Raw genomic sequence first — 22,359 nt, 5'->3', positions numbered from 1 at the left:
AGGAGTTAACCAATGGACGCACTTGAACTGCTTGTTAACCGCCGTAGCGCGTCACGTCTGGCGGAACCTGCGCCAGCGGGTGAGCAGCTGGAGAACATTCTGCGTGCCGGTATGCGTGCGCCGGATCACGGCACACTTCAGCCGTGGCACTTCTTTATTATTGAAGGTGAAGGCCGCGAGCGCTTCAGTCAGTTGCTGGAGCAGGGGGCGGTTGCCGCCGGTCAGGATGAGAAAGGGATCGATAAAGCCCGTAATGCGCCGTTCCGTGCACCGATGATTATCGCCGTCGTGGCGAAATGTCAGGCGGAGCATAAAGTGCCGGTCTGGGAGCAGGAGATGTCGGCGGGATGCGCGGTGATGGCGATGCAGATGGCCGCTGTTGCACAAGGCTTCAACGGTATCTGGCGTACCGGGCCACTGACTGAAAGCCCGGCGGTGCGCGACGGACTCAACTGCGGCGAGCATGACAAAATCGTCGGTTTCCTCTATCTCGGCACCCCTCAGCTTAAAGCCTCCAGCACCATTAGCGTGCCGGACACTACGCCTTTCGTCAGCCGTTTCTGATAACGCGCGCTAAACTGTCTGGATTCTGAGCATCTGCCGCAGAATTCAGACAGTCATACTTACCTCTTTAAGGAATGAGCGCTACCATAGCGCGATTGCATTGACAGGAGATGTCCATGAGCGAGCAAACCATTCGTTTAACGCAATACAGCCACGGAGCCGGTTGCGGTTGTAAAATTTCCCCCAAAGTGCTGGAAACCATCCTGCACAGTGAACAGGCGAAGTTTGTCGACCCGAACCTGCTTGTTGGCAACGAAACGCGTGACGATGCAGCGGTTTATGACTTGGGTAACGGCACCAGCATTATCAGTACCACTGACTTCTTTATGCCGATTGTCGATAACCCGTTCGATTTCGGGCGCATCGCGGCGACCAACGCCATCAGCGATATCTTCGCGATGGGCGGTAAACCGATTATGGCGATTGCGATTCTGGGCTGGCCGATCAACACCCTTGCGCCAGAAATAGCCCGCCAGGTGATTGAGGGCGGACGCTTTGCCTGCCAGCAGGCGGGGATTGCCCTGGCCGGTGGTCACTCTATTGATGCGCCGGAGCCGATCTTCGGTCTGGCGGTCACGGGCGTGGTGCCTACCGAGCGCGTCAAACGCAACAGCACCGCGCAGGCGGGTTGCAAGCTGTTCCTCACCAAGCCGCTGGGCATTGGCGTGCTGACCACCGCCGAAAAAAAATCCCTGCTGAAACCCGAGCATAAAGGTCTGGCAACGGAAGTGATGTGCCAGATGAACCTGGCCGGTGCCGCTTTCGCCAATATCGACGGCGTGAAGGCGATGACCGACGTCACCGGTTTTGGCCTGTTGGGGCATCTCTCTGAGGTGTGCCAGGGCGCGGGCGTGCAGGCGCAGGTCTGGTATCAGGACGTGCCGAAGCTGCCGGGCGTGGAAGCGTACATTGCCCAGGGCGCCGTGCCGGGCGGTACTCAGCGTAACTTTGCCAGCTATGGTCATCTGATGGGCGAAATGCCTGAAGAGTGGCGTAACCTGCTGTGCGATCCGCAAACCTCGGGTGGCCTGCTGCTGGCGGTCACGCCGGAGTCAGAAGCCGAGGTGCAGGCAACGGCCGCCAAGTTTGGTATTACCCTGACGGCGATCGGCGAGCTGGTGACCGCGCGCGGTGGCCGACCGATGATTGAGATCCGTTAATTCGATGCGGTTGTTTATTGCCGAAAAGCCGAGTCTGGCTCGTGCCATCGCCGATGTGCTGCCGAAGCCGCATCGCAAAGGCGACGGCTTTATTGAATGCGGTAACGGGCAGGTGGTCACCTGGTGCATTGGTCACCTGCTTGAGCAGGCACAGCCAGACGTCTACGACAGCCGCTATGCCCGCTGGAACCTCAACGATCTGCCTATCGTGCCGGAAAAATGGCGCCTGCAACCGCGCCCCTCCGTCACCAAACAGCTCAACGTCATTAAGCGCTTTTTGCATGAAGCGTCTGAAGTTGTCCACGCCGGTGACCCGGACAGGGAAGGACAACTGCTGGTGGATGAAGTGCTGGACTATCTGGAGCTGGCGCCGGAAAAACGCCAGCAGGTGCAGCGCTGCCTGATTAACGACCTCAACCCGCAGGCGGTGGAGCGGGCGATTTCGCGCCTTCGCGCCAACAGCGAGTTTATCCCGCTGTGCGTGTCCGCGCTGGCCCGTGCGCGCGCAGACTGGCTGTACGGGATCAACATGACCCGCGCCTACACGATCCTTGGGCGGAATGCCGGCTATCAGGGGGTACTCTCCGTAGGCCGCGTGCAAACGCCGGTGCTGGGGCTGGTGGTGCGCCGTGATGAAGAAATTGAAAACTTCGTCGCCAAAGATTTTTTCGAAGTGAAAGCGCACATCGTCACCCCGAAAGAGGAGCGTTTTACCGCCGTCTGGCAGCCGAGCGATGCCTGCGAATCGTATCAGGATGAAGAAGGCCGTCTGCTGCACCGTCCGCTGGCGGAGCACGTGGTCAACCGGATCACCGGTCAACCTGCCATCGTCACCAGCTATAACGATAAACGGGAATCCGAACCCGCACCGCTGCCGTTTTCACTTTCTGCCCTGCAGATTGAGGCCGCGAAGCGCTTTGGCCTGAGCGCGCAGAACGTGCTGGATATCTGCCAGAAGCTCTACGAAACCCACAAGCTCATCACCTATCCGCGTTCAGACAGCCGCTACCTGCCTGAAGAGCACTTTGCCGGACGCCACGCGGTGATGAACGCCATCAGCGTGCATGCGCCGGATCTGCTGCCGCAGCCGGTCGTCAATCCGGATACCCATAACCGCTGCTGGGACGATAAAAAAGTCGATGCCCACCATGCGATCATCCCGACGGCGCGGGCCAGCAACGTCAACCTGACGGAGAACGAAGCGAAGGTCTATAACCTGATCGCGCGTCAGTATCTGATGCAGTTCTGCCCGGACGCGGTGTTCCGCAAGTGCGTCATTGAGCTGGAGATCGCCAAAGGCAAATTTATTGCCAAAGCGCGTTTTCTGGCGGAAGCGGGCTGGCGTACGCTGCTTGGCAACAAAGAGCGTGACGAAGAGAATGACGGTACTCCGCTGCCGGTGGTGACTAAAGACGACGAGCTGCTGTGTGAGAAAGGGGAAGTGGTAGAGCGCCAGACACAGCCACCACGCCATTTCACCGATGCGACGCTGCTCTCCGCCATGACCGGGATTGCCCGTTTTGTGCAGGACAAAGAGCTGAAAAAGATCCTGCGCGCCACTGACGGGCTGGGAACCGAAGCGACCCGCGCGGGGATCATCGAACTGCTGTTCAAGCGCGGCTTCCTGGAGAAAAAAGGGCGCTATATTCACTCCACCGAGCCGGGCAGGGCATTAATCCACTCCCTGCCGGAGCTGGCCGCCAGGCCGGATATGACGGCGCACTGGGAATCGGTGCTGACGCAAATAAGCGAGAAACAGTGCCGTTATCAGGACTTTATGCAGCCGCTGGTGGGGACGCTGTACCAGCTGATCGATCAGGCGCGCAGCACGCCGGTGAAGCGGTTCAGAGGAATGGTGGCACCGGGTGGTGGTGCGAAGAAACCGTTTAAAAAGAAAAAGAGCGCGGCCTGATACCCTCGTTTTTCTCCCTCTCCCTGTGGGAGAGGGCACCCGGCCGCACGATAAACTTTAAATCACACCCTGCCCAATCATCGCGTCCGCCACCTTCACGAACCCGGCGATATTCGCACCACGCACGTAGTTGGTTTGCGAGGCCTCACCGCCGTACTCTACGCAGGCGTGGTGAATATCCAGCATGATGTGGTGCAGACGGGCATCCACTTTCTCCGCTTTCCAGCCCAGACGCGCGGCGTTTTGCGCCATCTCCAGACCGGACGTTGCCACGCCGCCGGCGTTGGCGGCTTTGCCCGGTGCAAACAGTACGCCTGCTTCCAGGAACAGATCGGTCGCCTCGATGGTGGTTGGCATATTCGCCCCTTCGGCTACCGCTTTTACGCCATTGCTGATTAAGGTGCGGGCGGCTTCAACGTCCAGTTCGTTCTGGGTTGCACACGGCAGGGCGATATCCACCGGCACGCCCCACGGTTGTTTACCCTCAAGATAGGTCAGACCAAACTCGCGGGCATAATCGGCCACGCGGCCATCGCGGCTGGCTTTAATTTCACACAGACGCGCCAGTTTCTCAGCCGTGAAGCCGGCTTCATCCACGACGGTACCGCTGGAATCAGACGCGGTGACCACGCGGGCACCAAACTGCATTGCTTTTTCGATGGCATATTGCGCCACGTTGCCGGAGCCGGAGACCGCCACGCGCATGCCTTCAAAGCCTAAGCCGTGGCGTTTCAGCATCGCTTCGGTGAAATAGACCAGACCGTAGCCGGTCGCTTCCGGGCGGATCAGGCTGCCGCCGAAGGAGAGTCCTTTGCCGGTAAAGACGCAGGCGCTGTTGTTTGAGAGCTTTTTCATCATTCCGGCCATAAAGCCCACTTCACGCCCGCCCACGCCGATATCACCGGCAGGGACGTCGGTGTCCGGGCCAAGGTGGCGATAAAGCTCGGTGATCAGCGCCTGGCAGAAGCGCATCACTTCGCCTTCGCTTTTGCCTTTCGGATCAAAATCACTGCCGCCTTTACCGCCGCCCATCGGCAGGGTAGTGAGCGCGTTTTTAAAGGTCTGCTCAAAGCCAAGGAATTTCAAAATCGACAGGTTCACTGAAGGGTGGAAGCGCATCCCGCCCTTAAACGGCCCGATGGCCGAGTTAAACTGCACGCGCCACGCGCGGTTGACCTGCACCTGATTGCGGTCGTCCACCCACGCCACGCGGAACTGGATCACGCGCTCAGGTTCGACGAGGCGCTCAAGCAAAGACATCTGACGATAACGTGGGTTTTGTTCCAGGAAGGGCCACAGGGTGGTCATTACTTCACGTACGGCCTGCGCAAACTCGCTCTGATGCGGGTCGCGCTGCTGAACATGGGTGAGAAAACTTTCCAGAGTGCATGTCTGATCCATAGATATAAGAACCTCTTATGATAATTTCCGTATGTGTCTTATACGATTTGTGTTGTTTTTTTGACTATACCACCCGTACCGCTTTGCGAAGCAAGCAGAAATTTATGTCGAAAGGGAAATTAATGACCTGTGCGGCGTCATAACCAAAAGCGATGACGAGATAAATTAAAGGTTCCGCGATGATTAACCGTTATAGTCATTATCAGGACACAACAGGAAGAGAAGTCTATGAACCGTTACGTGATGACCGCGTTATGTTTGATGCTGAGCGCTGGCGCGCAGGCTGACCGCATTCGCCCGGATGTGGAAGTGAACGTACCGCCGGAGGTCTTTAGCTCCAGCGGCCAGAGAGCGCAGCCCTGTAACCAGTGCTGCATCTATCAGGATCAGAACTACTCAGAAGGGGCGGTAGTGAAAGCGGACGGCATCCTGCTGCAGTGCCAGCGCGATGAACGCACCATCAGCACGAACCCGCTGGTCTGGCGTCGCGTAAAAGAATAAAGGCTTCCAGCAGCGGAATATCCGCCGGGGCTAAGGGGTAGTCAAACGCCTCTTCAGGCGTACACCACACCAAGGCGCTGTGGTAGTGCGCCGTTAGCTCACCGCTGAAGTGGGGCACGTGCCAGGCGTGTAAATGGATTAACCGCTGTGACACTTCCCGCTGGTGGCTTGCCACGTAGTACGACGGTCGCGCGTGGATCCCCAACTCCTCCTGCAGCTCGCGGATCAGCGCTTCGGGCTGCGTTTCTCCGGCTTCCACCTTTCCACCGGCAAACTCCCACAGGCCCGGCTGATCGGCATGCATGGGGCGCTGCGCCAGTAAAATTTTATTGTCTTTTTCGATGATTGCCGCAACGACATCGAGTGTTTTCAGCATGGTCGTCAATACTTGATAGCGAAAAACACCATATTATCGTGCCCTTTCCAGGAGTCCAGTCATCAGGAGAATCACGTGAAAGAGACATCCACTTGGGTTGCCCCGGTTGAATCCCTTCCTGCCAGCCTCAAACCCATTGCCGCCCTGCAGAAAAAACACTTTGGCGCAGTGCTTAACCCCACGCGCTGGTGGGGACGTTTGCCGCGCCTGTTCTGGCTGGTGGCGCTGTTTGTCGGGTTTCTGGAGCGACGCAACGCCCGCCTGACGCCGGTGCTGCGCTCGCTGCTGATGACGCGGGTATCCCAGCTCTGTCATTGTGCATTTTGTATTGATGCCAATAGCCTGCGTCTTGCCGAACGCGCGGGCGCGCTGGATAAAGTGCAGGCCGTGAGTCAGTGGCGTGACGCCGCGCTTTTCAATGAGCAGGAGCGCGCGGCGCTGGCCTACGCGGAGGCCGTCACCGCCACGCCGCCGCAGGTGGATGAGGCGCTCAAAAGCGAGCTCAAACGCCTTTTTACCGATGAGACGATTAGCGAAATGACGGCGCTGATTGCGTTTCAAAACCTTTCGGCCCGCTTTAATGCCGCCATGGATATCCCGGCGCAGGGACTGTGCGACACGTTTAAAGGAAAGCCGCATGCTTGATCGACATCTTCATCCCCGGGTAAAGCCCGCCCTTAACCGGCTGGCCTCCTGGCTGGATAAACCCGGCATCACGCCCGATGGCTTAACGTTAACCGGATTTGCCGCAGGCGTGCTGACGCTACCGTTACTGGCGCTTGGCTGGTATCCGGCGGCCCTGGTCGCCATTGTGGCTAATCGCCTGCTGGATGGCCTGGACGGCGCACTGGCACGCCGCAGAGGGCTGACGGATGCGGGCGGGTTTCTGGATATCGCGCTCGATTTTCTGTTCTACGCGCTGGTGCCGTTTGGTTTTGCCCTCGCGGCTCCCACTGAGAATGCGCTGGCCGCGGCCTGGCTACTGTTCGCCTTTATCGGAACCGGCAGCAGCTTTCTGGCCTTTGCCGCTCTGGCGGCGAAACACAATATCGATAACCCCGGCTATGCACACAAGTCGTTTTACTATATCGGCGGATTAACGGAAGGGACGGAGACCATCGTGCTGTTTGTGTTGTGCTGCCTGTTTCCGGCGCACTTCACGCTTCTCGCGTGGGTATTTGGCGCGTTGTGCTGGCTGACCACCACAACGCGCATCTGGAGCGGGTATCTGACGCTCCGTTCACTCACGCCCTAGCGCGAACTGTCGGGTCCGCGCTCGCCAGACGACACCGGGTTTTGCGGGTGGCTGCTCCATTCGTACCAGCCACCGTCATAGACGGAGATGTTTTTCCAGCCCATCGCCCGGGCATACATAAAGCCCTCAGAGGCTCGCCAGCCGGTACCGCAATAAAAGGCCACGTGCTGTTCCGGCAGGATGTTCCAGCTTTTCCACATGGCGGCGATGTCATCGGCACTGCGCATGGTGCCGTCCGGGTTATGGAAATCTTCCATATGGGTGGCATCGCTTCCGGCATGACCCCAGCGGGCACCGGCAATTTCACCTTTGGGTTTGATGTAGCTGTAGCCGCTGGTTTCGCCAGTAAACTCCGGCCACGAGCGAATGCTGACCAGCGAAGCATCCTGACGATGCAGCATCCCGCGCGCCTGCGCCATATCGATCATCAGCTGTGGCTGACCGGGGATCGGGGCGCCGAAATCGGGAGCGGGTTTGACATCAGCAGGCATCCCTCTTTCCACCGGCAGGTTGGCCTCTGACCACGCTTTCCAGCCACCATCAAGAATACGCACGTCCTTTACGCCCGCGTAGAGCATAATTTGCGCCACGCGGGCGGCGGCATAGACATCGCGACCATACAGAATGACGGTGGTATCGTGACGGATCCCATGTTTTGCCAGCATCGCTTTCAGTTTGTCGTCAGAAACCTTATTCCACAGCGGCTCGCTTTCCACTTCGTTGGTATCAATATAATCCGCGCCGGGAATGTGGTTCAGCAGATAGAACTTCGGCGCACCCCAGGCGGCTTCAATCACTTTCCAGTCACCGGCCGGGGCGGCTGCCACCGGTTTGCCCTGAGAAAGCTGATAAATCCACTGCGGGTAAACGAGCTGTTCAAAGTGCGGCAGGCGCTGCAGACGCTCAGGGGACTGCAGGGCATCGCTGAGAACGGAAACCCGGGGATAACCGGCTTTCTTCAGGCGGGCGCTCACCGCCTGGTTGTCAGCGTCACTGCCGTAGAGGGCGATAGTCGTTGTGGGGGTAAGCTGATGCTGTTTTGCCCAGCGGCCAATCTGGTCGTCGCTCAGCGCGCTCAGCCAGGTGGCAGAGAGGTTAAGCGCAGCGGGCTCGTGCCCGGAGGGGGCGCTCAGCGTTTGCGGCCAGCCGTTATAAAACGCACTGGCACGGGTATCGATCGCCGCGCCGTGCTGTTCCTGAAGCTGAGCCAGTGTGAGCGAATGGGGCATATCAGCGGCCATGCAAGAGAGTGAGGCGAGGCCGCAAAGCAGGGCCAGCGCGGTCAGTTGAGAAACACGTTTCATCGAATAACCTGACGTCAGTAAAAGAGGGGGGCATTGTCGTCTCTCCTGAAAGGTAAAACATTGCGTTAGCACATTATTGCCAGCGAGAAATCTCAATCACCTCGCCACCCGGCGGAATATCTTCATCGTCATGCGTGACCAGCACTACCGGGATATTGCGTGCGCGCAGGGCATCAAACACCCATGTCCGAAAGGACGACCGCAGTGATTTATCAAGGCGGCTAAACGGTTCGTCCAGCAACAACGCCTGTGGCTCGGCAAGCAGAGCCCGCAGCAGGCTCACCCTGGCACGCTCCCCGCCGGATAGCGTGGCCGGATCGCTGGCATAGTGGCGATTTAGCCCGGCTGAATCCAGAGCCTGTTGCACCTTTTCCCGGCGTGCGCGTCCGGTTATTCGCGCCGGTAACGCCAGCAGCAGATTTTGCCCGACGCTGTACTGGTCAAACAGCAGTGCGTCCTGAAAGAGAATACCGATCCCGCGTTGCTCGACAGGCAGCCCGTCACAGCGGCGATCGTCAAGCCACAGTTCGCCCTGCGCCTGAAAGTCGTCAGACAGTGCCCCAACCATCCATGAGAACAGGGTCGATTTCCCGCTGCCGGACGGCCCCATCAGGGTGACAATTTCACCGCGAGGGACATAAAAGTTAACTTCACGGAACAGCGGCGCAATGGTGAGATTGTTGACCTTCAGCATTAACGTAATCCTCGTCGATAATGGCCTGCGAGACGGGATAACAGTGCGGCAACGCCGAAGACGGCCCCTGTCACCAGCAGAAGCCACAGCGCCCGGTTAGCCAGAATCGGGATGCTACCGCCGCTGCTGAGCGCCACGGTTTCGGTGGTAAGGGTGCTGAAACGCCCCGCGCCGAGCCAGAGTGTTGGCATGTATTGCGCCATGCTGACCGAAAATCCGGTTGCAAACGCCAGCAGCGCGGGGCGCAACAGCAGGGGACATTTGATCAGGCAGAAGACTTTTGTCCGCCGCCAGCCAAGCGTTCTGGCCGTGAGGAGAAGCCGCGGATCGATGCGCCGCCAGGCGGGTTGCAGTATCAGCAGCATCCACGGCAACACCCACAGCAGATGACTCCAGAGCACGGCGGCGTACTGCCCGTCGATACCCAGCCATAACGCCACCCTGTATTGCCCGGAAACCAACGGCAGCGCAGGAAGGGCGAGAGGGAGCCAGACCCACAGTGCACCACGCCGCGGCCCCCATTCCAGCCAGAGCAGTATCGTGATCAGGCCTATCAGGCTGGCGAGCAGGCCGAACGATAAGCTGGCACGCACGGCGCTAACATCATCCCACTGGGCCAGCATCAGCAGCACTCCGGCGCAAAGCATGCCGCATGCGGGGAGGATTCCGCTGAGCATACGGGCGGGCGGCGCGAGGGGGAACGTGCGTCGCACCCCTGTCAGCGCGGGCAGCGTGCGACGCCACGCTTTCCAGATACCGAACCCCAGCGCCGAAAGCACGGCCAAGAGTGCGAGCATCAGCAGGCAGAGCAGCATTCCTTTCGTTTGCTGCTGCACGTCGCCCTGGGTCAGCCACTGCCAGGCCAGTACCGCCAGGGTAGGCGGATTCCCCGGCCCCAGGATGATGGCGACATCCACAACAGAGAGGGACCAGGCGAGCACCGCCAGCATTGTGGCACCCAGCGCCGGCGCGATCTCCGGGATCACCAGCCAGCACAGTCGCTGGAACCGCCCGTATCCCAGGGTTTGTAACACGACATTCTGGCGGGCCAGTCGGGTGTCAGGTAACACTGCGTATATCGCCCACAGCACGAAGGCGCTCTCCTTGACGGCGAGAGTTAGCCCCAGCCCAATCCCGTAGCGATCCAACATCGGGGAGCAGCGTGTACAGAGCTGATAAAACAGACCGCCTTCGGCAAAAGTCAGCAACACGCTGGTGGCGAAAGCAACGTGGGGAACGGCCAGCAGCCACGGCAAACGGGTGCACAGACGACGCCAGCGCTCACCGGGCCAGAGCGTGCTGACGAAAATCAGGGCGATAAACAGGGCGCCGAGAGTGGCAATCAGCGTGGATACCAGGGTGGCAGCGAGCGCCTGCGGGATCTGCGGGTCGTCAAACAGGCGTTGCCAGTTTCCTGCCGACAGCGCCGGAGTCAACAGCATGGCGGCGGCGGGAACAAGCGGCAGATACACTGCCGCCATCGCCAGCCAGATGAGTGCGCTCAGCGGGTGCCGTAACGACGCAGCCATTCCTGCTCCAGCGCGTTAACCCAGGCTGCGTGTGGCTCCGCAAGCATCTGCGGAAGCCCTTGTGGCGTGTGGGCCTGAAGCTGTTTTGCTTCATCTGCGGGCAGCGTGTTCGCCTGCAGTACGCTCGGATCGCCCCAGATAGCCGGGTCGGCTTTGCGGATTTGCGCCTGAGGTGAAAGCAGGAAATTGGCAACCACCCTGGCCCCCGCACTGGCGCTGGCGTTCGCCGGGATGGCAACAAAATGAACGTTACCGATCATCCCGTTGTGAAAACCAAAGCTGTAGCTGTCGGCAGGCAGTTCACCGCTGGCCACTTTTTGCAGCGCATGTGCCGGGTTAAAGGTCAGCGACAGGCTCAGACTGCCGCGGGCGAGCAGGGTATCCATCCGCGCAGGTGAAGGCGGGAAATCTTTTCCTTCTCGCCACAGCAGCGGGTGGAGTTTGTCGAGGTAGTCCCAGAGCGGCGCGGTAACCTGTGCAAAGGTGTCATCGGGCGCGCGTTTCAGCGCATCGGGCCGGGAGGTGAGCGTGAGAAGCAACTGTTCCAGAAACGCGGTGCCGGTAAAATCAGGCGGACGAGGATAGCTGATTTTACCCGGATGCTGCTTGGCCCAGGCCAGTAATCCCTGCGGGTCTGACGGTGGAGTGGGCATGCTCGCTTTGCGGGCGATAAAGGTGAGCTGCGCGCCACCCCACGGAGATTCTGCGCCCTCGGTTGGCAGGGCGAAATCTTCCGTGACCGGTTTGCCCGTGTCGACATAACGCCAGTTAGGCAGCGTCTGTGCCCATCCGGTTTGCAGCAGGTTAGCCTCTTTCAGCGTGCGGAAATTCTCACCGTTAACCCACAAAAGATCCACCGAGCCATGAGTCTTACGCCCGGCGGCAGCTTCTGTCTGGATCCGTTTTACCGCATCCGCGGCATCGGCCAGGTGGACAATGTTGAGGTTGATCGCGTAGTGCGTTTTCATCTCGCCGCTGACCCAGTCGAGATAGCGGTTAACCGCCTGATCGCCTCCCCAGGCGTTAAACCAGACGGTCTGGCCTTTGGCTTGTTCTTGGATAATGTGCCAGCTGTCGGCGGCACACAGAGGGGCGGTCAGCAGCAGACCGGTCAGAAACGCGCAAAAACGCACACGGCGCATAATGCCTCACTTTTTAAACGAAGAGGGGAGTCGGGAAAACAGCCATCGGCTCATCAGCGGTAATAACCCCAGTAGTGTAAAGGCTAACAGCATGCCCGGCGACAGAATATCGCGCAGCGAGGTGATTTTTCCCAGCTCGCGGCCGGCGTTGAGGAAGATAACCGTTGCGGGCAGCATGGCGAGCTGGCTGACCCACCAGTACCGACGCACCCCAATGCGGGTCAGCCCCATCAGCAGATTGACCAGAAAAAAGGGGAATAACGGCATCATGCGCAGGGCGAATAGATACCCTGCGCCGTCACGCGCCATCCCGGCGTTCACCGTTTTCATCTGTTGGGCAAACCGTCGCTGAACCCAGTCGCGCAGCAGATAACGGCTGGCGAGCATCGCGAGCGTGGCGCCGAGCGTGGAGGCAAACGACACCAGCAGCGTCCCCTTCCACAGCGTAAATAGCGCGCCGCCCAGCAGGGTCAGTATCGCGGCACCGGGGATAGAGAGGGCGGAAACCACCACATAGAGCGCAAAAAAGATCAGCGCACTTTGCTGCGGGGCGTGTTCGACGCAGGCGAGCAAGGTTTGCTGATGCGTTTTGACGGTTTCAAGAGAGAGCGTGCCCGGAGGAAGAGTGAGCCACGTCAGCATAAAGGCGCCCAGCAGGGCGCACAGTACGACAATTTTTCGAATGTTCACACGGGGTTACAGCTTGAATTTCGCCCACACCGGCGCGTGGTCCGACGGTTTTTCCATGCTGCGGATATCGTAGTCGATTCCGGTTTCAATGCAGCGTTCCGCCAGCGGGGAGCTTGCCAGCAGCAGGTCTATGCGTAGCCCGCGGTTGTCATCAAAGCCTTTTGAGCGGTAATCGAACCATGAGAAGCGATCCTGGGTGTCCGGGTTAGCCGTGCGGAAGGTATCCACCAGACCCCAGCTCAGCAGACGATCCATCCACTCGCGCTCTTCCGGCAGGAATGAACACTTGCCGGTGCGCAACCAGCGTTTGCGGTTCTCTTCACCAATGCCGATATCCAGATCGGTCGGGCTAATATTCATGTCGCCCATGATCAGCACCGGATTCTCTTTTTTCAGTTCGGTGGTCAGGTAATCCTGCAGATCCTGATAAAACTTCGCTTTCGCCGGGAATTTGGTCTCATGGTCACGGCTCTCTCCCTGCGGGAAATAGCCGTTGATCACGGTGATATTGCCGAGCGCTGAAGGAATTTCCGCCATGATGATCCGGCGCTGCGCTTCTTCGCCATCACCCGGGAAGCCGCGGCGGACGGAAACCGGCGTCTCTTTGGTCAGCAGGGCAACGCCGTAATGCCCTTTCTGTCCGTGATAAAAGACGTTGTAACCCAGTTTCACCACCTCTTCGAGGGGGAACATATCGTCGTGAACTTTTGTCTCCTGCAGGCCGATCACATCAGGCTGATGTTGTTCAACAATCGCTTCAAGCTGGTGAGGGCGGGCACGCAGGCCGTTGATATTAAAAGAGACAAATTTCATAGTCGCTGCCAGTGCAAGGTGAATAGTGCATGGATGGTAGCAGAATTTGCGTCGTCTGTTACGGGGATTGACCAATAACTGCGACAGATAATGCCAACGGTGCAATATTTGCACCATTCTGACGCGCTTCGCCCTTAAAAGGGGCGTAAATGGCCAATAAATTTCGCGAGCGATCACAATTCCAGAATTATATTTGGCCTCTGCATACTCTTTCTGATTTTCATGCGGCAAAGCGCCGCTTGTCGTAAAAATATTCACTTTTTATGCACTAAAAGTGAATAACTCCATATTGTAACTTATTGATATTCTGTTACCCCCACCCGTTTATGCATTTTTATCGCTGGCTGGCACGAAGGCTGCAATCTACATTCACAGTGCAAACACTCAATTATTTAACATTCAAATAACCTTTTATTTACCGGATGAGGTCGCTATGTCTCTGTCAATTACGCGTGAAAATTTCGATGAATGGATGATGCCGGTTTACGCTCCGGCGGCTTTTATTCCGGTTCGTGGGGAAGGCTCGCGCCTGTGGGATCAGCAGGGTAAAGAGTATATTGACTTTGCGGGCGGGATTGCGGTTAACGCGCTGGGCCATGCACACCCGGCGCTACGCCAGGCGTTAAACGACCAGGCGGCGAAGTTCTGGCATACCGGGAACGGCTATACCAACGAACCGGCGCTGCGTCTGGCGAAAAAACTGATCGACGCGACGTTTGCGGAGAAAGTCTTTTTCTGCAACTCGGGCGCGGAGGCGAACGAAGCGGCGCTGAAGCTGGCACGCAAATATGCGCACGATAAATTCGGTGTGCACAAGAGCGGGATTGTGGCCTTTAAGAACGCGTTCCATGGCCGCACGCTCTTTACCGTCAGCGCAGGGGGGCAGCCGTCCTACTCGCAGGACTTTGCGCCGCTGCCGCCGGATATCCACCACGGGGTGTATAACGATCTGCAGTCAGCCCGCGAGCTGATCGACGACACCACCTGCGCGGTGATCGTTGAGCCAATGCAGGGAGAAGGCGGTGTGCTGCCCGCACAGAAAGCGTTCCTGCAGGGGCTGCGCGAACTGTGCGATCGTCATAACGCGGTACTGATTTTCGACGAAGTGCAGACCGGCGTTGGCCGTACCGGTGAGCTGTATGCGTATATGCACTACGGCGTAACGCCGGACGTTCTCTCAACGGCGAAAGCGCTGGGCGGCGGCTTCCCGATTGGCGCGATGCTGACCACCGATAAATTCGCCAGCGTAATGGTCGTGGGCACGCATGGCACCACCTATGGCGGTAACCCGCTGGCAACGGCCGTGGCCGGACAGGTTCTGGATATCATCAATACCCCGGAAGTGTTGAAGGGGGTTAAACAGCGTCACGACTGGTTTGTGGAGCGTCTGAACGCCATTAACAGCAAGACCGGTCTGTTTAAAGAGATTCGCGGCCTGGGGCTGTTAATTGGCTGCGAACTGACGCCGGAGTTTGCCGGAAAAGCTAAACTTATTTCACAGGAAGCGGCGAAACAGGGCGTGATGGTGCTGATTGCCGGTGCCAACGTGGTGCGTTTTGCCCCTGCGCTGATTGTCAGCGAGGAAGAGGTGAGCACCGGTTTAGACCGTTTTGCGCTGGCCTGTGAACGTGTGAAATCCGGGGTGTCATCATGATGGTCATCCGTCCCGTTGAGCGCGGCGATCTCGCCGGGCTCATGCAGCTTGCCGGTAAGACGGGGGGCGGGCTAACCTCGCTTCCTGCCGATGAAAAAACGCTGTCGGCGCGCATTGAGCGCGCCCTGCTAACCTGGCAGGGGACGTTGCCAAAAAGCGAACAGGGCTATGTGTTCGTGCTGGAAGATACCGACACGGGGACCGTAGCCGGGATCTGCGCCATCGAAGTGGCCGTTGGTCTTAATGATCCGTGGTACAACTACCGCGTGGGCACCATGGTTCATGCCTCAAAAGAGCTGAACGTCTATAACGCGCTGCCGACGCTGTTTCTCTGTAATGACCACACCGGTGCCAGCGAGCTTTGTACGCTGTTCCTTGATCCGGCGTGGCGTAAAGAGGGCAACGGGTATCTGCTCTCCAAATCGCGCTTTATGTTTATGGCCGCTTTCCGCGATCGTTTTAACGAAAAGGTGGTGGCTGAAATGCGCGGTGTGATCGACGATAAAGGCTATTCGCCGTTCTGGGAGAGCCTGGGCGAGCGTTTCTTCTCGATGGAGTTCAGCCGGGCAGACTATCTGTGCGGCACCGGACAGAAAGCGTTTATCGCTGAGCTGATGCCGAAACACCCTATCTATACCCATTTCTTAACCCCGGAAGCGCAGGCGGTGATTGGCGAAGTCCATCCGCAAACGGCGCCTGCCCGCGCGGTGCTGGAGAAAGAAGGCTTCCGCTACCGTAACTATGTCGACATCTTTGACGGCGGGCCGACGCTGGAGTGCGACATCGACCGCGTGCGCGCGATCCGTAAAAGCCGACTGGTTGACGTCTCTGAAGGTCAGCTCGCGCCGGGTGACTGGCCGGCGTGCCTGGTGGCGAACGAAAATTACACCAACTTCCGCGCCATGCTGGTGCGTACCAACCCGAAATGTGAACGTCTGGTGCTGACGGCTGCAGAACTGGATGCCCTGAAATGTAATGCCGGCGATACGGTTCGCCTGGTGCGACTCTGCCCTGAGGAGAAAACAGCATGACTTTATGGATCAACGGAGACTGGGTAACGGGCGAAGGCGAACAGCGAGTGAAGACCAATCCGGTCGGCAACGAGGTGCTCTGGAAAGGTAATGATGCCAGCGCCGGGCAGGTTGAACAGGCCTGCCACGCCGCGCGCCGCGCGTTTCCGGCGTGGGCGAAACAGCCGTTCACCGTGCGCCAGGGGATTGTCGAAAAGTTTGCCTCTCTGCTGGAAGCGAATAAAACCGAGTTGACCCGCACGATCGCCCTGGAGACCAGCAAGCCACGCTGGGAAGCGGCGACTGAAGTGACGGCGATGATCAACAAAATCGCCATCTCGGTAAAGGCGTACCATACCCGCACCGGCGAGCAGCATACCGAAATGGCTGACGGCGCGGCCACGCTGCGCCATCGCCCCCATGGCGTACTGGCGGTGTTTGGCCCCTACAACTTCCCGGGGCATCTGCCAAACGGGCATATTGTGCCCGCACTGCTGGCGGGAAATAGCGTCATTTTTAAACCGAGTGAATTAACGCCGCTGACCGGTGAGGTGGTGGTGAAGCTCTGGGAGCAGGCGGGTTTGCCGCCGGGCGTGCTGAACCTGGTGCAGGGCGGGCGTGAAACCGGCCAGGCGCTGAGCGCGTTAAGTGATATTGATGGCCTGCTGTTTACCGGCAGCGCCGGGACGGGCTATCAGCTGCATCGCCAGCTGGCCGGGCAGCCGGAAAAAATTCTGGCGCTGGAGATGGGGGGGAACAACCCGCTCATTGTGGAAGATCCTGATGATATTGACGCGGCAGTCCACCTGACCATCCAGTCGGCCTTTATTACTGCTGGCCAGCGCTGCACCTGCGCGCGTCGTCTGCTGGTGAAGCGCGGGGCGCAGGGCGATGCGTTCCTCAGGCGTCTGGTAGAGGTGAGCGCGCGTCTGGTGCCTGCGACGTGGGATGCCGACCCGCAGCCGTTTATCGGCGGGCTCATCTCCGAACAGGCGGCGCTGAACGTTCTGAAAGCCTGGCAGGACCATGTCTCACGCGGCGCGAAAACCTTGCTGGAGCCGAAGCAGGTTCAGCCGGGCACGTCGCTGCTGACGCCGGGCATTGTTGAGATGAGCGGCGCGAGCAACGTGCCGGATGAAGAGGTCTTTGGACCACTGCTGTGCGTCTGGCGCTATGACGATTTTGACAGTGCCATTGCGATGGCCAACAACACTCGCTACGGCCTGTCGAGCGGTCTGATTTCACCGCAGCGCGAGAAGTTTGATCAGCTGCTGCTCGAAGCGCGCGCCGGGATTGTGAACTGGAACAAACCGCTGACCGGTGCCGCGAGTACCGCCCCGTTTGGCGGCGTAGGGGCTTCAGGGAACCATCGCGCCAGCGCGTGGTATGCCGCAGATTACTGCGCGTGGCCGATGGCGAGCCTGGAAACCCCCGCGCTGACGCTGCCGGAAACGCTGAGTCCGGGTCTGGATTTTAGTCAGGGAGATCGCCATGAAAGCGCGTGAAGTCAATTTTGACGGACTGGTGGGACTGACGCACCACTATGCCGGGCTCTCCTTTGGTAATGAAGCCTCGACGAAACACCGTTTTCAGGTCTCCAACCCGAAACTGGCGGCAAAGCAGGGGCTGCTGAAAATGAAGGCGCTATCGGACGCGGGTTTTCCGCAGGCGGTGATCCCGCCGCAGGAGCGTCCAAACGTGGCGGTGTTACGTCAGCTTGGTTTTAGCGGCACTGATGAACAGGTGGTGGAGAAAGCGGGAACGCAGACGCCACACCTGCTCTCGGCGGCGAGTTCTGCCTCCTCAATGTGGGTGGCCAACGCGGCGACCGTCGCACCCTCTGCCGATACGCTGGATGGCAAGGTCCATTTGACGGTGGCGAACCTGAACAATAAATTCCACCGCGCCACCGAAGCGGAGACCACGGAGCGCGTGCTGCGCGCCATTTTCCATAATGACGCCCATTTTGCTGTCCATCCGGCTCTGCCGCAGGTGGCGATGTTTGGTGATGAAGGTGCTGCCAACCATAACCGTCTGGGCGGCGATTACGGCGAACCGGGGTTACAGCTGTTTATTTACGGGCGGGAAGAGGGTGGCCACTCTGCGCCAACCCGCTACCCGGCCCGACAGACGCTGGCGGCAAGCCAGGCCGTGGCGCGTCTGAATCAGGTCAATCCGTCGCAGGTGATTTTTGCCCAGCAGAACCCGCATGTGATCGACCAGGGCGTGTTCCATAACGACGTGATCGCCGTCTCTAACCGCCAGGTTCTGTTCTGCCACGAGCAGGCGTTCGCCCATCAGGAGAAACTCCTCGCCACGCTGCATGAACGCGTGCTCGGGTTTACGCCGATTCAGGTGCCGACGCAGGCGGTGAGCGTGCAGGATGCGGTTGAGACCTACCTCTTTAACAGCCAGCTGTTGAGCCGGGACGATGGCAGCATGATGCTGGTGCTGCCGCAGGAGTCCAGCGATCACCCGGGCGTGTGGCGTTATCTGACTGAACTGGTGAAAGCCGATAACCCGATTGCGGAACTGCGCGTCTTTGATCTGCGCGAGAGCATGGCAAACGGGGGTGGTCCGGCCTGTTTACGCCTGCGCGTGGTGCTGACGCCTGCCGAAATGCAGGCCGTTAACCAGGCAGTGATGATGAATGAGACGCTGTTTAACACCCTGAACGACTGGGTGGACCGCTACTATCGCGACCGGTTAACGCAGGCCGATCTGGTTGACCCGCAGCTGCTGCGCGAAGGCCGCGAGGCGCTGGACGCGTTAACCTCAATCCTGCAGCTGGGTTCGGTTTACCCGTTCCAGCGCTAAAGGAGGCGCTATGGAAAATTTACTGGCGCTGACGCTGTCCGACGAAACGCCCTCACAACGTGAGGGGGAGGGCCCCTCATTCCACTGGCGGTGGCTGGGGCGCGGCGTGCTTGAACTGACACCGACCGCCAGGAGTGAACTGTCGCTTCTGCTCTCAACCGGCATTCACGGCAATGAAACGGCGCCCGTCGAGATTGTCGACCTGCTGCTGCGCGCGTTGTATCGCGGGGAGATCGCGCTGCACTGCCGTCTGCTGGTGGTTCTGGGAAACCCGCCTGCGCTGGCGCAAAATAAACGCTATCTGGTGAGCGACATCAACCGCATGTTCGGTGGCCGCTGGTCGCAATTCCCACAAAGTGATGAAACGGCACGGGCGCAGTGGCTGGAGCAGATCGTCACCTCCTTTTTCACCGACGCGGGGCCATCGCGCTGGCATCTCGATCTGCATACGGCGATCCGCGCCTCGTATCACGTGCGTTTTGGCGTACTGCCGCAGCGTAATCAGCCCTGGGAGGAAGATTTTCTGCGCTGGCTGGGGGATGCGGGACTGGAAGCGCTGGTCTTCCATCAGTCGCCGGGGGGAACCTTTACGCACTTTACCTGCGAACGCTTCGGCGCGCTGGCCTGCACGCTGGAGCTGGGAAAAGCGCTGCCGTTTGGGCAAAACGATCTTACGCGCTTTGCCCCGACGCATCTTGCGCTGCGGGCGCTGCTGGGCGGGAAGGAGCCGGAGCACACCAGCCAGCCCGTCGAGCGTTATCGGGTTGTGCAGCAGATCACCCGCCGTAGCGAGGCTTTCCAGCTACATATGGCGGCCCACACGCTCAATTTTACGCCGTTTCGCAAGGGGGCATTACTGGCGGAGGACGGCGGCGAGCGCTATGAGGTACAGAAAACAACCGAATATGTGCTGTTCCCCAACCCGTCTGTGGCCTTTGGTCTGCGGGCCGGGCTGATGCTGGAAAAAGTGTCCTGATCGTTTCCCCTCCTGTCTGCGGGAGGGGAATATTAAAACTATATTCTTAGCGATTAAGGCGATCGCATTTTCTTTGCAGAATATTCCTGGATAATTGCTTTATTATTAAACGGCAGTTGGTTATACTTCTGCACAATCTCTTAATAATCAGCTTATTGCATATTTTAGTTGCAACTCTCCACGCTTTATCCTTATTTCCTCCATATTTGGCGAAAATTTGTTTTTTACACTTTCATTGTTTTACCGTTGCTCTGACTAATTGACGATAAACCCCGTAAAGTTAATCTCGTCAACACGGCATAGCGCCGAAGAATAACTGAAAGTAAGGAAATAAATTATGCGTAAGTTTACTGCACTGTTTGTTGCTTCTACCCTGGCTCTGGGCGCTACCAGCATGGCGTTCGCCGCAGATACCGCAACCACCACTGCCGCGCCTGCTGAAGGCAAAATGATGATGCATCACAAAGGCAAGCCGGGTATGCACGAGATGATGATGTTCAAAGATCTGAACCTGACGGATGCGCAGAAACAGCAGATCCGCGACATCATGAAAAGCCAGCGTGACCAGATGAAACGTCCTCCGCTGGAAGAGCGCCGCGCGATGCATGACATTATCGCCAGCGACAGCTTCGATAAGGCAAAAGCCGAAGCGCAGATCGACAAAATGGCTGAGCAGCATAAAGCCCGCATGCTGGCTCATATGGAAACCCAGAACAAGATCTACAACATTCTGACGCCGGAACAGAAAAAACAATTTAATGCCAATTTTGAGAAGCGTCTGACAGAACGTACGGCAATGGAAGGTAAAATGCCAGCACCAACCGAATAATCGGTTCACTCTCTTAAGACCGCCGGGATCCTGTCTACAAAAGCGCAAATGCTGTGGACAGGACCGGCGGTTTTTTCTTTCTTACCCTCTTGTCTGCCGCAACAGGCGCGGTATTCTCCTGTCATCGCTTCAGAGAATTCATGACGTTAGATTTTTTATCAGCGTCCCGCTAAGGCTTGCCCGCTCTGCTGCCGATACTACGTCTGTAACTATTCAATCATAACAAACAAGACAGCAACGATAGCGATATCCTTGCCCTGGCGCTCGTTGCGCCATTCAGGAGTGGTGATGGAGTTCTTTGATATCCGTAAAATGCCGGTCAGTCTCTGGCGCAATGGTGCTGGTGAGACGCGCGAAATTTGTTGTTTTCCTCCCGCGACGCGCGATTTTTTCTGGCGTGCCAGCATTGCGACCATCGCCAGCAATGGCGAATTCTCCTCCTTTCCCGGTGTTGACCGGGTTATCACCCTGCTGGAAGGGGGGGAAGTGACGCTGGATGCCGGTCAGGCGTTTTGCCATACCCTGAAGCACCATCAGCCCTTTTGTTTTTCCGGCGACCAGCCGGTAAAAGCGCTGCTAAGCGACGGGCAGATGTCGATGGACTTCAACATCATGACCCGGCGGGATTGCTGCCAGGCGAAAGTGCGGGTGGCGGACCGCACCTTCACTACCTTTGGCTCACGCGGGGGTGTAGTCTTCGTCTTAAGCGGTGCGTGGCAGTTGGGGGATAAATTGCTGACAGCCGATCAGGGCGCGAGCTGGGAGGAGGGAACCCACACCCTGCGTTTGCTGGAATCGCACGGCAGGTTATTATTCAGCGAAATCAACTGGCTGCCTGGTCATTAAGCACAATAACGTCAAACTCGCCGGTCAGCACGGGCTTACAGAGAATTTTGTAGCCATCATGGTCGAAGCCGGCGGGTGTGCGTAACAGGGTGGCGGCCTCCTGCAGATTATCGACCGCCCCCAGCCAGAACCAGTTATGAACGATGTGGTACTGCGTCATCGTCTCTCCCACCTCTTTTAGCGCAACGGCCCCTTCCCATGGCCAGCACTTCACGCTGATGGCCGCCAGCCCGCCAAGAAGCCGGGCGTGATGATCCTCGACGCTCTCTTTGCCGCAGCAGGCACCCGCACAGCGTTTGAGCGCAGAGCGGAAACAGGCGCGTCCACGGGTGGTGGCCTCCAGCCCCAGCAGGCTGTAGCAAAGCTGCTGCTCGTCCGCCAGCGTTTGCAGCGCCTGTAGCGCAGCACGTTTGTTGGCGAACAGGCCGTACAGATTCGGTGCGTGCGAAAAATCGACGTCGCGCGCATAGACAACCTGCGGTTTGCCCGCGGTTATCTGCAGCGAGCAGAGCTGACGATTGCGGCGCAGACGCTTATTAAACAACGGCTGTTGCTCTTTGATCAGCCGGGCTTCCAGTAAGAGCGCTCCCATTTCCCCTGCCGTCGGATACCAGCTGATGCGTCGCGACTGGCGGAGCATGGCGGCTTCGTCCGGCGTGCGCAGATGGGACAGCACCCGGCTGCGAATATTCACACTTTTGCCGATATAGAGCGGCAGGGTGTCGCTTTCGCCATGAAAGATGTACACGCCCGGCTGTTTAGGTAATTCCTCAAGCCAGGGGCGGAGATGTTCGGGATATTCATAGATAGCCGCCGCTTCAAACTCCAGACGCGGGGCAGATTGACGCCTGCTCACATACGACTCCATATACTGTTCAGGTATACA

At 58.5% G+C, this 22,359-nt stretch carries 22 protein-coding genes; 13 read left to right on the top strand and 9 right to left on the bottom strand.

From position 1 onward, the window contains the following. Window positions 1-12 precede the first annotated feature (12 nt). The 3 genes from ECL_RS12080 to ECL_RS12070 all read left to right on the top strand — a co-directional run bounded on the left by ECL_RS12080 (window position 13) and on the right by ECL_RS12070 (window position 3,636). Window positions 13-564 carry an NAD(P)H nitroreductase gene (locus ECL_RS12080; RefSeq protein ID WP_013097046.1) on the top strand — a complete coding sequence of 184 codons (552 nt, stop codon included), beginning with the start codon at window positions 13-15 and terminating at the stop codon, window positions 562-564. A 116-nt stretch (window positions 565-680) separates the two neighbouring features. Next, window positions 681-1,724, top strand: a complete 1,044-nt coding sequence (selD, locus tag ECL_RS12075) for a selenide, water dikinase SelD (RefSeq protein WP_013097045.1) — start codon at window positions 681-683, stop codon at window positions 1,722-1,724. Between the two features lie 4 nt (window positions 1,725-1,728). Beyond that, window positions 1,729-3,636 carry a DNA topoisomerase III gene (locus ECL_RS12070; RefSeq protein WP_013097044.1) on the top strand — a complete coding sequence of 636 codons (1,908 nt, stop codon included), beginning with the start codon at window positions 1,729-1,731 and terminating at the stop codon, window positions 3,634-3,636. A 57-nt stretch (window positions 3,637-3,693) separates the two neighbouring features. Here ECL_RS12070 and gdhA read toward each other — a convergent pair whose 3' ends face one another. After that, a complete protein-coding gene (gene gdhA / locus ECL_RS12065; RefSeq protein WP_013097043.1) occupies window positions 3,694-5,037 on the bottom strand; it encodes an NADP-specific glutamate dehydrogenase in 1,344 nt (447 codons plus the stop codon). A 228-nt stretch (window positions 5,038-5,265) separates the two neighbouring features. On the opposite strand from gdhA, the gene ECL_RS12060 reads away from it, so the two are divergent. Next, window positions 5,266-5,538, top strand: a complete 273-nt coding sequence (locus ECL_RS12060; protein WP_013097042.1) for a YnjH family protein — start codon at window positions 5,266-5,268, stop codon at window positions 5,536-5,538. Here ECL_RS12060 and ECL_RS12055 read toward each other — a convergent pair. Beyond that, window positions 5,498-5,914, bottom strand: coding sequence for a pyrimidine (deoxy)nucleoside triphosphate diphosphatase (locus ECL_RS12055; protein WP_013097041.1), 417 nt, complete (start codon window positions 5,912-5,914; stop codon window positions 5,498-5,500). The genes ECL_RS12060 and ECL_RS12055 overlap by 41 nt on opposite strands. Window positions 5,915-5,989: 75 nt before the next feature. Here ECL_RS12055 and ECL_RS12050 point away from each other — a divergent pair, with 75 nt between their 5' ends. Together ECL_RS12050 and ECL_RS12045 are read left to right on the top strand one after the other, a co-directional pair. Further along, window positions 5,990-6,559 (top strand): carboxymuconolactone decarboxylase family protein, encoded by a 570-nt coding sequence (locus ECL_RS12050; protein WP_013097040.1) that lies wholly within the window; start codon window positions 5,990-5,992, stop codon window positions 6,557-6,559. After that, window positions 6,552-7,169, top strand: coding sequence for a CDP-alcohol phosphatidyltransferase family protein (locus tag ECL_RS12045; protein WP_013097039.1), 618 nt, complete (start codon window positions 6,552-6,554; stop codon window positions 7,167-7,169). The genes ECL_RS12050 and ECL_RS12045 overlap by 8 nt, the downstream gene beginning before the upstream one ends. Here ECL_RS12045 and ECL_RS12040 read toward each other — a convergent pair. From ECL_RS12040 to xthA, 6 genes are all read right to left on the bottom strand, one after another. Next, window positions 7,166-8,473, bottom strand: coding sequence for a sulfurtransferase (locus ECL_RS12040; protein ID WP_013097038.1), 1,308 nt, complete (start codon window positions 8,471-8,473; stop codon window positions 7,166-7,168). The two genes, ECL_RS12045 and ECL_RS12040, sit on opposite strands and share 4 nt — an antisense overlap. 73 nt (window positions 8,474-8,546) lie before the next feature. Beyond that, window positions 8,547-9,167, bottom strand: a complete 621-nt coding sequence (locus ECL_RS12035; RefSeq protein WP_013097037.1) for an ATP-binding cassette domain-containing protein — start codon at window positions 9,165-9,167, stop codon at window positions 8,547-8,549. Continuing rightward, complete coding sequence (locus tag ECL_RS12030) at window positions 9,167-10,696, bottom strand: ABC transporter permease family protein (RefSeq protein ID WP_013097036.1); 1,530 nt, start codon at window positions 10,694-10,696, stop codon at window positions 9,167-9,169. Before ECL_RS12030 ends, ECL_RS12035 begins: the two co-directional genes overlap by 1 nt. Then, window positions 10,669-11,829: an ABC transporter substrate-binding protein gene (locus ECL_RS12025; protein WP_370626770.1), complete on the bottom strand. Its 1,161-nt coding sequence runs from the start codon at window positions 11,827-11,829 to the stop codon at window positions 10,669-10,671. Before ECL_RS12025 ends, ECL_RS12030 begins: the two co-directional genes overlap by 28 nt. Window positions 11,830-11,844: 15 nt before the next feature. Beyond that, a complete protein-coding gene (locus ECL_RS12020) occupies window positions 11,845-12,528 on the bottom strand; it encodes a TVP38/TMEM64 family protein (RefSeq protein WP_013097034.1) in 684 nt (227 codons plus the stop codon). Window positions 12,529-12,534: 6 nt separating this feature from the next. Next, the gene (gene xthA, locus ECL_RS12015; RefSeq protein WP_013097033.1) at window positions 12,535-13,341 is read right to left on the bottom strand and encodes an exodeoxyribonuclease III; all 807 of its coding nucleotides are present in this window, start codon (window positions 13,339-13,341) and stop codon (window positions 12,535-12,537) included. A gap of 433 nt (window positions 13,342-13,774) precedes the next feature. Between xthA and astC the strand changes: the two genes are divergently transcribed. The 7 genes from astC (at window position 13,775) to ves (ending at window position 21,473) form a co-directional block, all read left to right on the top strand. Continuing rightward, window positions 13,775-14,995: a succinylornithine/acetylornithine transaminase gene (gene astC, locus ECL_RS12010; RefSeq protein ID WP_013097032.1), complete on the top strand. Its 1,221-nt coding sequence runs from the start codon at window positions 13,775-13,777 to the stop codon at window positions 14,993-14,995. After that, window positions 14,992-16,026 carry an arginine N-succinyltransferase gene (gene astA / locus ECL_RS12005; protein WP_013097031.1) on the top strand — a complete coding sequence of 345 codons (1,035 nt, stop codon included), beginning with the start codon at window positions 14,992-14,994 and terminating at the stop codon, window positions 16,024-16,026. Before astC ends, astA begins: the two co-directional genes overlap by 4 nt. Continuing rightward, window positions 16,023-17,510: a succinylglutamate-semialdehyde dehydrogenase gene (gene astD / locus ECL_RS12000; RefSeq protein ID WP_013097030.1), complete on the top strand. Its 1,488-nt coding sequence runs from the start codon at window positions 16,023-16,025 to the stop codon at window positions 17,508-17,510. The genes astA and astD overlap by 4 nt, the downstream gene beginning before the upstream one ends. After that, window positions 17,497-18,822, top strand: coding sequence for an N-succinylarginine dihydrolase (gene astB, locus ECL_RS11995; RefSeq protein WP_013097029.1), 1,326 nt, complete (start codon window positions 17,497-17,499; stop codon window positions 18,820-18,822). Before astD ends, astB begins: the two co-directional genes overlap by 14 nt. A 10-nt stretch (window positions 18,823-18,832) precedes the next feature. Then, on the top strand, window positions 18,833-19,798 hold the full coding sequence (gene astE, locus ECL_RS11990; RefSeq protein ID WP_013097028.1) for a succinylglutamate desuccinylase: 966 nt from the start codon (window positions 18,833-18,835) through the stop codon (window positions 19,796-19,798). A 337-nt stretch (window positions 19,799-20,135) separates the two neighbouring features. After that, window positions 20,136-20,627, top strand: coding sequence for an ATP-independent periplasmic protein-refolding chaperone Spy (gene spy / locus ECL_RS11985; protein WP_013097027.1), 492 nt, complete (start codon window positions 20,136-20,138; stop codon window positions 20,625-20,627). A 288-nt stretch (window positions 20,628-20,915) separates the two neighbouring features. After that, on the top strand, window positions 20,916-21,473 hold the full coding sequence (gene ves / locus ECL_RS11980; protein WP_013097026.1) for an environmental stress-induced protein Ves: 558 nt from the start codon (window positions 20,916-20,918) through the stop codon (window positions 21,471-21,473). Here the strand turns inward: ves and cho are convergent. Then, a complete protein-coding gene (cho, locus tag ECL_RS11975) occupies window positions 21,451-22,341 on the bottom strand; it encodes an excinuclease Cho (protein WP_020688382.1) in 891 nt (296 codons plus the stop codon). The genes ves and cho overlap by 23 nt on opposite strands. Window positions 22,342-22,359: the final 18 nt, after the last annotated feature.

The sequence above is a fragment of the Enterobacter cloacae subsp. cloacae ATCC 13047 genome (assembly GCF_000025565.1).
Classification (GTDB): domain Bacteria; phylum Pseudomonadota; class Gammaproteobacteria; order Enterobacterales; family Enterobacteriaceae; genus Enterobacter; species Enterobacter cloacae.
Note: the sequence above shows the minus strand (reverse complement) of the source record. Positions and strands in the feature narration are given on the sequence as shown.